Consider the following 12,893-nt stretch of genomic DNA (forward strand, 5'->3'; position numbering starts at 1 on the left):
CGCGCTTCGGCGGGTAACAAATCGCGCGGCGGAACCTGCATCAGGGCGCCTTGATCACCCGCAGCAGCACCCACAGCAAGGCGCCGCAGCTGGACAAGGTGATCCCGATCACCGCCACCAGCATGAGGAAATCCAGGTTCGTCATGCCAAAGAGGCTGAGGCCGATGCGCCGGCGTTTCAACCGAGGCAGCGGCATCGGTCAAAAATTCACACGCCTCATGTGCCGGCGATCATGGGCGCCGGTTCTCAGAGCGGCAGGAAGATGGGGATCAGGATCACGGTGACGATCATCGCCACGATGGTGAAGGGCACCCCCACCTTCACGAAATCGCCGAACCCATATTGGCCCGGACCCACCACCAAAGTGTTCACCGGCGAGGAAATGGGTGTCATGAAGGCCGCGGAGGCAGCGATCGCCACCACCATGGCGAACGGATAGGGCGAGGCGCCGAGATCCTTGGCGATCGCCAGCGCCACCGGCGCCATCAGCACCGCCGTCGCGGTGTTGGAAATGAACAGGCCCAGCAGCGCCGTGATGACGAAGATGGTGCCGAGCACGAGGTGGGGCGCCGCCTGTCCCACCAGCGCCAGCACCGCGTCGGCGGCAAGATCGACCCCGCCAGTGCGTTGCAGGGCGATGGAGAAGGGCAGCATGCCGACGATCAGGATCAGGCTCTTCCAGCTGATCGAGCGATAGGCGCTGTTGAAATCCACGCAATGCAGCAGGCCCATGAGCAGGCAGCCGATGATCGCGGCCTGCACATTGGGAATGACGCCGCTGACCATCAGCGCGACCACCAGGGCGAGCACGCCCAGCGCCTGCGGCGCCCGGCTCGCGGCCGGAAGCACCTCCTCCAGTTCCGCCGGCATGTTGAGCACGACGAGGTCTTCCATATAGTCCTGCAAGGCCCGGATATCGGACCAGAAGCCCACCATCAGCAGCGTGTCGCCCAGCTTGAGGCGTTCATGCAGCAGATCGGCGGACGCGACCTTGGCGCCATGCCGCAGGCCGATGACCGTGAGGCCGTATTCCGAGCGCACCCGCGCCTCCAGCACCGTGCCGCCGATGAGGCGGGAGTCGGCCGGCAGCATCACTTCCACCATGCCCAGCTCCTGCGAGCGGTCGGAGAAATAATCCCCGTGGGCGAGCGGAATGCGCTCCACCTTCCAGGTGGCGCGCAGCGCCTCGAGCTGCTCGGGGGTGGCGTGCGCATCCACCAGCAGCACGTCGCCGGGCTCGATGCGGGTGCGCGCGCCCGGCCGGATGACTTCAAGGGTCCGGCCTATTCCGCGCTCGATGGCCAGCAGGTTAACGCCCGAGGCGCGCAGCGATATTTCCTCCAGCCGCCGCCCGGCCAGCGGCGAGCCGAGCGCGACCCGCACCCGCTGCGCCCGGTCGGCGAGCCCATAGCGCTGCACCCAGTCGCGCAGGCTCGGCCGCCGGTTCATGCCGGCGCTGGGTTTGCTTTTGCCGCCCAGCATCCGGCGCGCGAACAGCATGTAGAGAATGCCCAGGACCAGCAGCGGCAGGCCGAACGGCGTGAAGCTGAAGAAGCCGAACCCGGCAAACCCCTGCCGGATGAGCTCGGCGTTCACCACCAGATTGGGCGCCGTCGCAACCAGGGTCAGCATGCCGCTGATGAGGGCCGCGAAGCTGAGGGGCATCATCAGCCGGCTGGGCGAAGTGCCCCGGTTCTGCGAGATCCGCAGCACCACGGGGATGAAGATCGCCACCACCGCTGTAGAACTCATCAGCGCTCCAAGGCCACCCACCGCCGCCATGAGCAGGACCAGCAGGCGCGTGTCGCTGCCGCCCGCCTTGGTGTCCAGCCAATCGCCCAGCCGCCGCGCGACGCCGGTGCGCACCAACCCTTCGCCGATCACGAACAAGGCGGCGATAAGCACGATCGAGGGATCGCTGAAGCCGGCCAGGGCCTCGCTCATGGTGACGATGCCGGTCAGCGGTATGGCGACGATGACCAGCAGCGCCACCGCATCCATGCGCGGCCGGTTGACGATGAACATCACCACGGCGGCGGCGAGCATGGTCAGGACAATGGCGAGTTCAGCGTTCATCAAACTTCCTCAGACCCGGTCCTGGCCGAAGGCGACGGTGCGGCACCCTGGTGCGCTCCAAGGCTTCCGGCCGAGCTTTGTCCTCTGTTCCCCGGATCGGTGCGGATTGCAACCTTGACGGCGCGCCACCTGCACGACACAGATTCGGTAAAGGTGCATTCTGCGGCGGTCGAGCTTTTCCGGAGGCTCCACGGGGACACGGCGAATGCCGGGGGCAGGGCACTTCGGCGCGACAGGCGTGGCGCGACAGGGATGGCGTGGGAGGCGTGGGGGCAGGGCGATGATGCGACACGAGATCGAGGCGGTGCGCCTTTCGCCGCGACTTCTGGCCGGCGGCGCGCAGGCCACCGGCGCCTGACCCAGTGTCAGCCGAGCGCAGTTTTCCCATTCGGATTGTTCGGAACAGGCGGCACACGCGGCCGCACGAGGGCTCATGGCACGGATCAGCATCGTCCATACGACTGAGTATACCTACCGCAATCCCGTCGGCCTGACCCGCCACCGCATGATGCTGCGGCCGGACGACAGCCACGACCTGCGCCTCCACAGCGCGACCCTGAAGGTGGAGCCGGAGCCCGCCAGCATCCGCTGGGCGCATGACGTGTTCAACAATTCCATCTGCTTTCTGGAATGGCCGCAGGATCTGCGTACCGAACGCCTCAGCATCGTCTCCACGCTCGACCTGACGCACCATCCCGAAGGACCGCCCTTGCCGGTATACAGCCTGGAGCCGGCGGCGGAATTGTTTCCCTTCTCTTATGCCGCGTCGGAAATCGCCGATGTCGCGCGCCTCGCGGAACGCCAGCAGCCGGATCCAAACAACATCGTCGACCAATGGGCCCGCCGCTTCCTGGGCGATGGCGGAAAGGGCCGCACGCTGGAGGTGATGGAGGCGATCACCCACGCCATCAAGGCCGAGTTCCGCTATGGCGCGCGCCACGAGGCGGGCACTCAGACAGCGGCCGAGACGCTGACGCTCCGATCCGGCACGTGCCGCGATTTCGCGGTGCTGATGATGGAAGCGCTCCGCAGCTTCGGTCTCGCCGCCCGGTTCGTCACGGGGTATCTTTATCCCGACAGCTTCGGCGAGACAGTGGGCGGCGGCAGCACCCATGCTTGGTGCAGCGTCTATCTGCCGGGGGCTGGATGGGTCGAATACGACCCCACCAACGGACTTGTGGCCGGTGCCAATCTGATCCGGGTCGGCGTGACGCGCGCGTCCGAACAGGCGATCCCGATTTCAGGCGGCTTCATCGGCGATGCGAGCGATCCGCTTGCCATGCACGTGGATGTGGCGGTGCGCGCGGTGGCTGCAACCTAGCGGGCGTCTGCAACCGCAAATGCGGAGCATCCGCCGGGGCCGGACGATCGCATCTTTTTAAGGCGCCCCCACCGTCCGCGACACGTCGCATTCGGCCGAACCGGATCGGCGGGCGCCGTCCGCTTTGGCGACGGCGGGTCCTCGGGAGTCAAGGCGACACCCGGATCTCGCCCGATCCGGGTGGGAGCGCAGCCACGCCTCCCTTTGGGAGGCCGATGGCGCGAACCGCGGCAAATCTCGTCCGTGCGTAAATTATGGGCAGAAGAAGCTGAAAAATTCACGTTGACGAGCGGGCGAACTGTCAGCACGCTGATCATCGACGATCTAGGAGGTCAAGGCATATCCATATGATCAGTATGCTGATTATATGGTGCTGCGCCTTGAAGGTCCCGTCACCGACTGAAAATCCGCGCACGCTTAGGCGTAAAGAAAAGCAATAATCCAGAGTTATTCACGTTTCCTGGCGAGATTATTTCGGTGCCAAGGATATTCGTGGCTTGAGATATGGACGTCAGTTCCGGCGAGACTCATATTTATCAGAGGGGATATGGCGATGTTGAAGCGCATCGTGCAGACAGGCATAACGCTTGCTGCTCTTTTAGTGGGAATGCAGGCTGCGAATGCACAGACGAAGATCAGGTTCGCGCTTGACTGGATTCCCGGCTCCGCCCATGCGCCTTTCCTGATCGCGCTCCAGAAGGGCTATTATAAGGCCGAGGGCCTTGATGTGACGGTGGATCCCGGCAAGGGGTCCACCGAGGTGGTCCGCCAGCTCGCGGCTGGCGTCTACGACATGGGCTTTCCGGACATCAACGTCCTCGCCGAGTTCAATGCCCGCAATCCCGAGCAAGCCTTCCCGGTCGTCATGAGCGGCTATGAGCAGGCGCCGGCAGCGATCTTTTTCCTGAAGTCGAAGGGGATCAAGGAGCCCAAGCAGCTCGACGGCAAGAAGCTCGGCTCCGCCGCGCACGATTCCACCTTCAAGCTGTTCCCGATCTTCGCCCAGATCAACGGCATCGATCTGCCCTCGGTGCAGATCCAATACATCGAACCCAACCTGCGCGAGGCGATGCTGGCGCGCGGCGAAGTGGATGCCACGCCGGGCCAGCTTTTCAACGCGGTGATGCAGTTGAAGTCCAAGGGCGTGCCAGAAAGCGACATTGGCTACTTCATGTACAGCAAGTACGGCCTGCCGCTGTACAGCAATTCCATTGCCGCCAACAAGGCGTTCCTGGAGAAGAACCCGGAAGCGGTGCGCGCCTTCCTGCGCGCCACCATGAAGGGCGTGCGCGACATGGTGAAGGACCCCGAGGAAGGCGTGAAGGCGGCCCTCATCTACCAGCCGCTGCTGAATGCCGACATCGAGCGGGAGCGTCTCAAGCTGGCGATGGATTGCTGCATCATCACCGCTAATGTCCTGAAGGACGGGTTCGGCGTGATGGATACCGAGCGGCTGCAGAAGGACATCGAGCTGATCGCCAAGGTCAACAAGCTGCCGCGCGTGCCGACCATCAAGGAGGTCTATGACCCCTCCTACCTGCCGTCCAAGGCGGACCTGATGGTCAAGTGAGGCCGACCGGCCGGTCTCGGCCGGATTGAACCAGGATGCCGGGACGGCAGGCGCCTCCCGGCATCTCGGCGTGCAGGGCCCCCGCCCCGATGGCACCGCGAGCCGACGCTCCAACGAAAATGCCCACGAGGCCGTCATGACAAATATCGTCCAGGTTCCCTGCTTCATCGCGGGTCGCGAAATCCTCGGCGCGCGCTTCTTCGAGAAGCATGATCCCGCCACCGGCCGCCTCGCCGCCCATGTGGTGGAAACCGACGCGGACATGGTGGACCAGGCGGTGGGCGCCGCCCGCGCCGCCCTCTCCGGCCCGTGGAAGCACACCACGCTGGAGGATCGCCTCGCGCTCCTGGAGCGGATCGCCGAGCGGATGGACGCGCGGCACGCCGAGATCGTCGCGGCGGAAATCGCCGATACCGGCAAGCCCGTCACCATCACCACCAATGTCGAGATCAGGCGCGCCACCGCCAATTTCCGCGCCTTCGCCGACATCGCGCGCGCCTCCGCCGAGAGCGGCTTCGAGACCGTGCTGGCGAACGGCGGGCGCGCCCGCAACCGCATCATCCGCAATCCGATCGGCGTGGTGGGCATCGTCGCGCCCTGGAACCTGCCGCTGCTGCTGCTGACGTGGAAGGTCGCGCCGGCGCTGGCGTGCGGCAACACCATCGTGGTCAAGCCGTCCGAGCATTCGCCGCGCACGGCGGTGCTGCTGGCGAAGATCGCGCAGGAAGCCGGCCTGCCGGACGGGGTGCTGAACATCGTCCATGGCCACGGCGCCGGCGCGGCCGGCAGCTTCCTCGTGTCCCATCCCGGCGTGAATGCGCTGGCCTTCACCGGCGAGACGCGCACGGGCGAAGCCATCATGCAGGCGGCGGCGCAGGGTCCGCGCCCGGTTTCGCTGGAGCTGGGCGGCAAGAACCCGGCGCTGATCTTCGGCGATTGCGATCTTCAAGCCGCCATCGCCGGCACCGCCCGTTCCATGTTCGACAATTGCGGGCAGGTCTGCCTGACCACCGAGCGCATCTTCGTCCATCGCTCGGTGTTCGAACCGTTCGTGGACGGCATCGCGGCGGCCGCGCGGGCGCTGAGGCCGGGCGATCCCATGGCTGCCGAAACCACCCTCGGCCCGGCCATCAGCGCCGCGCAGCGCGACAAGGTGCTGGGCTATTACACCCGCGCGAAACAGGCCGGCGCAAGCGTGATCGCTGGCGGCGGCGGGCTCGACATGCCGGCGCCGTTCGAGAACGGTTACTGGGTCGCGCCCAGCATTTTCAGCGGCTTGCCGGACGATGCCGAGATCTGCCGCCGGGAAGTGTTCGGCCCATGTGGCCACGTGTCCGTGTTCGACGACGAGGACGAGGTGATCGCCCGCGCCAACGCCACCGACTACGGCCTCGCCGCAACCGTATGGACCCGCGACGAAGCCCGCCAGGACCGGGTCGCGACCCAGCTCCAGAGCGGCACGGTGTGGGTCAATTGCTGGCGGGTGCGGGACGAGCGCGCGGCCTTCGGCGGCTTCAAGCGCTCCGGCGTGGGGCGCGAAGGCGGCGCCTGGTCGCTGGACTTTTATTCCGAGCTGAAGACCATCTGCGCCCTGGAGCCGGCCCGCTGAGCCGCAGGCTTGATGAGGAAACACCGCCCATGAACACCCATAGCCCGGCGCCCACGACCCAAGCTGCGTCAGCTGCTGCGTCTCCTGCAGCGCCCCCTGCCACGGCCCCAGCCCCAACGGCGACCCGCAACGGCGGCCAGATCCTGGTGGATGCGCTGCGCATCCATGGGGCCGACCGCATCTTCGGCGTGCCCGGCGAAAGCGCGCTGCCGATCTTCGATGCCATGCACGAAGGCGAGAAGGGCGTTCGCTTCATCGTCTGCCGGCACGAGGCCAACGCTTCCCACATGGCGGAAGCCGACGGAAAGCTGACCGGACTGCCGGGTCTCTGCCTGGTCAGCCGGGGGCCGGGCGCCATGCATGCCACCGTGGGGGTGCATACTGCCTGGCAGGATTCCACGCCGATGATCCTCATCGTCGGGCAGGTGCCCCGCACCACGCGGGGCCGCGAGGGCTTCCAGGAAATCAATTACACCCGCGTGTTCGCGGACATGGCGAAATGGGTCGGCGAGATCGAAAGCGCCGACCTGATCCCGGAATATGTCAGCCGCGCCTATCACATCGCGACCCAGGGGCGGCCGGGGCCGGTGGTGCTCTCCATCCCCGAGGACGTGCTCAGCAGCTTAAGCGCGGTGGCCGATGCGCCGGCCTTCCACCGCGCCGCCCCCGCCCCGGCGGCGAGCGACATGGCGCGGCTGCGGGACCTTCTGCAGGGCGCACAGCGCCCGCTGGTGATCATCGGCGGCAGCACCTGGACCGCCGAGGCCGCGGGCAAGGTGAGCGCCTTCTGCGCCGCCAGCGGGCTGCCGGTTGCGGCCGGGTTCCGCTCGCAGGACCTCGTGAACAACGACCTGCCGCACTATGTCGGCCATCTCACGCTGGGCTCCAGCCCGGCCCTGACGGAGCGGGTGAATGCGGCCGACGTGGTGGTGGCGATCGGCGACCGGCTCGGCGAAATCACCAGCAAGGCCTATTCCGCGCTCGATGTTCCCGCGCCCAAACAGACGCTCATCCACGTGCACCCCGGCGCGGAGGAATTGGGCCGGGTCTATAATGCCGATTTGCCGATCCTCTCGGGCATGGAGCGGTTCGCCGACGCCCTTGCGGAACTGGAGCCGCTCGAACCCAGCCCCTGGACCGACTGGGCGCAGGCGGCCCGCGCCGAGTTCGAGGCCTACCAGCAGCCGCCGACCCGTACCGCCGGCTTCGACCTCGGCAAGATGATCCTGCATCTGCGCGAGGTCCTGCCGGACGACGCGATCATCGCCAATGGCGCCGGTAATTACACGGTGTGGCTGCACCGGTTTTTCCGCTATCGCACCTTCGGCACCCAGATGGCGCCGAAATCCGGCAGCATGGGCTATGGCCTGCCGGGGGCGATTGCCGCGCAGTTGCGCCATCCCGCGCGCACCGTGGTGGCGCTGGCGGGCGACGGCTGTTTCCAGATGGCCTCGCCGGAATTCGCCACCGCCGTCCACCATAAGCTGCCGATCGTGGTGATCGTGGTGAACAATGCGATCTATGGTTCGATCCGCATGCACCAGGAGCGGCATTTCCCCGGCCGGCCGAGCGGCACCTTCCTCACCAACCCCGATTTTGCCGCGCTGGCGCAAAGCTATGGCGCGCATGGCGAGGTGGTGACGCAGGATAGCGAATTCCCCGCCGCCTTCGCCCGCGCGCTGGCGGCCGGCGGCCCCGCCATCGTGGAAGTGCGGGTGCCCTCCAATCAATTGACCCCGGACATGATTATTTGAGATTTTGAATTTCCGGGTGAAAGCCCGGCAATCTCGGTCTCTGTAGGCCAAAAAGCCGTGTGTTTGCAGCGGATGTTTCACGTGAAACATTCAATACTGGCGGACGAACAGGGGTTTACTGGCGGTTCACCGCGACTTTCCCGCGGATGAAACCATCCATTCGGGCGAATGTTTCTCGAACATGAATCCGGTCCGGCCGATGTCGCGCGACACCGGCCGGAAACCCCGCGCCGCCCCCCTATCTTCCCTTGCCCATGACCATATCCGGCAGGCCGGTGGCGATCTGGGGGAACAGGCAGAGCAGGACCACGGCGAGCATCATCAGCAGCACGAACGGAACCGTGCCCCAGATCACGTCCTTCAGCGGGATGTCGGGGGCGATGTTCTTGATGACGAAGATGTTCAGCCCCACCGGCGGGTGGATCAGCCCCATCTCCATGACGATGGTCATCACCACGCCAAACCAGATCAGGTCGAACCCGGCGGCCTTCAGCGGCGGCAGGATGATCGGCGCGGTCATCAGGATGATCGACACCGGCGGCAGGAAGAAGCCCAGCACCACCACCAGTATGAGAATGGTCGCCAGCAGCAGCCATTTGGACAAATGCAGCGCCACGATCGCCTGCGCCGCCGCCTGGGAGATGTGCAGATAGCTCATCACATAGGAATACAGCAGCGACATGCCGATGATCAGCATCAGCATGGTGGCCTCGCGCAAGGTGGAGGTCAGGATCGGCTCCAGATCCTTCGGCGTCCACACCTGGTAGATGAGCGCGATCAGCACCAAAGCCAGGATCCCGCCGAGGCCGGCGGTTTCGGAGGGCGTGGCATAGCCGCCATAGAGCGCCACCATGACGCCGGTGAGCAGCACCACGAAGGGCAGCACCCGCGGCAGCGCGGCGAAGCGGTCGCGCATGGTGAGGTGCTCTTCGTGCAGGATCGCGGAGCCGGTGCCGGTCTGCTCGTAGAGCAGCTTGGCGCGGGCGAATTCCTGGCGGAAGCGCACCATGGCATAGGCGGCGAACAGCATCACCAGCAGCAGGCCCGGCCCGAGCCCGGCGAGGAATAGGCGGCCGAGCGATTGCTCGGCGGCGACCGCATAGAGGATCATGGTGATGGAGGGCGGCAAAAGAATGCCGAGCGTTCCCCCGGCGGCGATCAGGCCGGCGGCAAAGCCGCCCGAATAGCCGCGCTTGCGCATTTCCGGAATGCCGGCCGAGCCGATGGCCGAGCAGGTGGCGGGCGAGGACCCGGCCATGGCGGCGAACAAGGCGCAGGCGAACACATTGGCGATGCCGAGCCCGCCGGGGATCTTGTGCATCCAGGCATGGAGCGCGGAATAAAGATCCTGCCCGGCCTTGGACTTGCCGATGGCGGCGCCCTTGAGGATGAACAGGGGAATGGAGAGGAGGGTGATGGAGGCCATCTCCTCATAGACATTCTGGGTGACCGTATCGAGGGATGCGGCGGGCATGAAGCCGAGCATGAACAGCACCGCCACCGCTCCGAGCGCGAAGGCGATGGGCATGCCGATGAACATGGTCAGCAGGGTCGCCCCGCCATACATCAGGCCGACGACGAGCGTGCTCATGGGCGATCTCCGTTCCGGCGCGGCCCCGGAGCCATGGCGCAGGCGATTTGCAGCGCGATCTGGAGCGACAGCAGCGCCATTCCAAGGGCCATGGTCGCATAGGGAATCCAGAGCGGCGGCGCCCAGGAGGAGGAGGACACATGCCCCTCGATCCAGGCCTCTTCCAGCAATGTGAACGACTTCCACGTGAAGAAGGCGCAGAAGGCAAAGCTGGCGATATCCACCAGCAGCAGCCGCGCGGCATTCACGCGCGGCGGCAGGAGCGTGCTCAAGGCCTCGATGGCCACATGGCCACGCCGGCCCTGCACATAGGCGGCGGTCATGAAGGTCGCCCCCACCAGCAGGAAGACGGATGCCTCGTCCTGCCAATAGCTCATGGCGCCGAAGGCGAGCCGCGAGGCGACGCTATAGGACAGGATCAGCCCCGCAAGCACGAGCACGAACGCGGCCAGCAGCACGATGGTGCGATTGACCAGGGCCATTGCGCGGACAAGGACCGCGAGGCCCCCGCCGCCTTGCGTGTGCGCCGCGATGCCGGCTGTGGCCTCCGGCGCGGTGTCCAGCATCTGGCTCATGCCGCAGCCGCCAGTGCGAGCAGCTTGGCGCAATTCTCGCTCTTGCCGGCGAAGTCCTTCCAGGCGGTTTCCTTGGAAATGGCGACCCATTTGGCGATGATGTCCGGCGTCAGCATATGCACGTCGGCGCCCGCCTTCTTGTAGGTCTCCTCGACGCGCACATCGTCGGCGAGCGCGCCCTTCAGGCCGAATTCCTGCATCTCAAGGCCGACCGTGGTGAGGATCTGCTTCTCCTTGTCCGAGAGGCTGTCGAAGATGAGCTTGGAAATCAGCAAAGGCTGGAAGGTGAATTGATAGGACTTGCCGCGCCCGGTCGCGAGATGGCGCGCGACTTCCTCGGTGCGGAAGGAAATCATGCTGGTGGAGGAGGTGACGGCCGCTTCGCAGATGCCGGTCTGCATGGCCACATAGAGTTCGTTGGAGGGGAAAGAGACAACGGTGCTGCCGATGCGCTGGAACACGATGTCCATCTCGCGCGAGCCGCCGCGCACCTTCACGCCCTTGGCATCCTCCGGCGCGACCACCGGCTGCGCCTTGCTCACGCAGCCCGCCGCCTGCCACACCCAGGTCAGGATCATCACACCTTTGGCGGCCAGCGCGCTTTCCAGCACCTCGCCCGCCGCCTTGGTGCGCCAGGACAGGCCGCTCTCATAGCTGGTCACGATGCCCGGCAATTGCGCGATGTTGCATTCGGGGATTTCGCCGCCCGCATAGGCGATCGGGAACAGCGACATATCGAGCGCGCCCTTCCGCAAGGCGGAGAATTGCGCATTGGTCTTCATCAGCGAGGAGCCGGGATAGACGTTGAACTTCAAGGCGCCGTCCGAGCGCTTCTCCACCTCGGCGGCGAACTTGTTCACCAATTGGTCGCGGAAATCGCCGTCCGTTCCCGTCGAGCCGGGGAACTGGTGCGAGATCTTCAGCGTGCGGGCATCCGCCCGTGCCGCTCCGGTGCCGCGGATGACAAACGGCGCGGCAAGAGCGCCGGACACAAATAGCCTGCGACTGATCTTCATGGCGTTTCTCCCAGTATTTCCGACATTGCGGAGCGGGCGGGATTTTTCCGCGCCCGGTTCTTTCGCGCGCGCGGCTGTGGCTCAGCCCCGCGCCTGATCTTCTCGTGCGATGCTCAGGCGGCGTCCTCGCTGGTCGCGGGCGCCACCTGCGCCACCACGCCGCGCGCTTCCAGCTCCTGGATCGCGGCGGGCGCGAAGCCGTAGTTTTCCAGCACCTCGCGGGTGTGCTGGCCGAGCAGCGGCGGGCTGCGGCGGATCCAGCCCTCCTCGGCGCCGGCCATCTTCAACGGGCTGGAAAGCTGCGCGAGGGGGCCGAGGGTGGGATGGGGCAAGGTCTCCACCAGGCCGAGATGGGCCACCTGCGCGTCATTGAGCGCATCCGCGACGGTGTTGATGGGCCCGGCGGGGATTTCCGCCGCCACCAGAAGGGCGGTCCAGTGGGCGCGGGTGTCGCGCGCCAGCTCCGCCTCGATGATCTCGCGCAGCAGCTGGCGATGGCCCATGCGGCTCGCATTGTCGAGGAAGCGCGGGTCGCTCTTCAGGTCCGGCCGCTCCAGGATGTCGCACAGCTTCAGCCACATATCCTGGGTGGCGGCGCCGATGTTCATGTCGCCGTCGCCGGCGCGGAACACGCCATAGGGGGTGATCACCGGATGCACGTTTCCGGTCGGCTCCGCCACCTCGCCGAGGCTGAGATAGCGCTGGCCCTGCACGCTGAGCAGGCTGACCAGGCTGGAGAGCAGCGAGGTTTCCACATGATCGCCGCGGCCCGTGTCCTGGCGCGCGATCCAGGCGCCGAGCACGCCGATGGCGAGCCACATGCCGGAAGTGAGGTCGCCGATGGCGACGCCGACGCGGGTCGGCTCGGTGGTGCCGGTCACGCTCATGAAGCCGGAATAGCCCTGGGCGATCTGGTCGAAGCCGGGGCGCGCGCTCAGCGGACCGGAGGAGCCGAAGCCGCTGATGCTGGCGATGATCAGCTCCGGCTTGAGGGCGCGCAGCTCCTGCGGATCGAGGCCGAGCTTTGCCAGGGTGCCGGGCTTGAAATTCTCGATCATGACGTCCGACTTCAGCGCCATCTCGCGCAGCAGCGCCAACCCCTCGGGGGAGCGGAAATTGAGCGCGATGCTGCGCTTGTTGCGGTTGCCGGAGAGATAATAGGCGCTCTGATCGCGGTCGAACGGTCCCCAGGTGCGGATCATGTCGCCGCCGCCCACCGGCTCGACCTTGACCACGTCGGCGCCGAGGTCCGCCAGGATCATGCTGCAAAACGGGCCGGACAGGGCGCGGGTCAGATCCAGGACGCGCATTTTCTCAAGGGGCAAAGGCATGGTCGCAGGTCATCTTGCTTGTGGGTGTCGGGCTTGGACTGCCGGTTCGG

At 66.1% G+C, this 12,893-nt stretch carries 9 protein-coding genes; 4 read left to right on the forward strand and 5 right to left on the reverse strand.

Going from position 1 to position 12,893, the window contains the following annotated elements; genetic code table 11:
- Positions 1-246 precede the first annotated feature (246 nt).
- Positions 247-2,076, reverse strand: a complete 1,830-nt coding sequence (locus V5G24_RS01100) for an SLC13 family permease (RefSeq protein ID WP_394078725.1) — start codon at positions 2,074-2,076, stop codon at positions 247-249.
- A gap of 433 nt (positions 2,077-2,509) precedes the next feature.
- On the opposite strand from V5G24_RS01100, the gene V5G24_RS01105 reads away from it, so the two are divergent.
- From V5G24_RS01105 to V5G24_RS01120, 4 genes are all read left to right on the forward strand, one after another.
- Entirely contained in the window at positions 2,510-3,397 is an 888-nt protein-coding gene (locus V5G24_RS01105) for a transglutaminase family protein (protein ID WP_394078727.1), read from the forward strand.
- Positions 3,398-4,004: 607 nt separating this feature from the next.
- Entirely contained in the window at positions 4,005-4,967 is a 963-nt protein-coding gene (locus V5G24_RS01110) for an ABC transporter substrate-binding protein (protein ID WP_394078729.1), read from the forward strand.
- A gap of 136 nt (positions 4,968-5,103) precedes the next feature.
- Positions 5,104-6,576 carry an aldehyde dehydrogenase family protein gene (locus tag V5G24_RS01115; protein WP_394078731.1) on the forward strand — a complete coding sequence of 491 codons (1,473 nt, stop codon included), beginning with the start codon at positions 5,104-5,106 and terminating at the stop codon, positions 6,574-6,576.
- A 29-nt stretch (positions 6,577-6,605) separates the two neighbouring features.
- Complete coding sequence (locus tag V5G24_RS01120) at positions 6,606-8,330, forward strand: thiamine pyrophosphate-binding protein (RefSeq protein WP_394078733.1); 1,725 nt, start codon at positions 6,606-6,608, stop codon at positions 8,328-8,330.
- A gap of 238 nt (positions 8,331-8,568) precedes the next feature.
- On the opposite strand, the gene V5G24_RS01125 is transcribed toward V5G24_RS01120, so the two are convergent.
- From V5G24_RS01125 to V5G24_RS01140, 4 genes are all read right to left on the reverse strand, one after another.
- Positions 8,569-9,921: a TRAP transporter large permease gene (locus V5G24_RS01125; RefSeq protein ID WP_394078735.1), complete on the reverse strand. Its 1,353-nt coding sequence runs from the start codon at positions 9,919-9,921 to the stop codon at positions 8,569-8,571.
- Positions 9,918-10,487: a TRAP transporter small permease gene (locus V5G24_RS01130; RefSeq protein ID WP_394080305.1), complete on the reverse strand. Its 570-nt coding sequence runs from the start codon at positions 10,485-10,487 to the stop codon at positions 9,918-9,920. The genes V5G24_RS01125 and V5G24_RS01130 overlap by 4 nt, the downstream gene beginning before the upstream one ends.
- A 5-nt stretch (positions 10,488-10,492) precedes the next feature.
- On the reverse strand, positions 10,493-11,512 hold the full coding sequence (gene dctP, locus V5G24_RS01135) for a TRAP transporter substrate-binding protein DctP (RefSeq protein ID WP_394078737.1): 1,020 nt from the start codon (positions 11,510-11,512) through the stop codon (positions 10,493-10,495).
- Between the two features lie 113 nt (positions 11,513-11,625).
- Positions 11,626-12,843, reverse strand: a complete 1,218-nt coding sequence (locus tag V5G24_RS01140) for a CaiB/BaiF CoA transferase family protein (RefSeq protein WP_394078739.1) — start codon at positions 12,841-12,843, stop codon at positions 11,626-11,628.
- Between the last annotated feature and the right edge of the window lie 50 nt (positions 12,844-12,893).

The organism is Roseixanthobacter finlandensis (genome assembly GCF_043195105.2).
GTDB lineage: Bacteria > Pseudomonadota > Alphaproteobacteria > Rhizobiales > Xanthobacteraceae > NCEH01.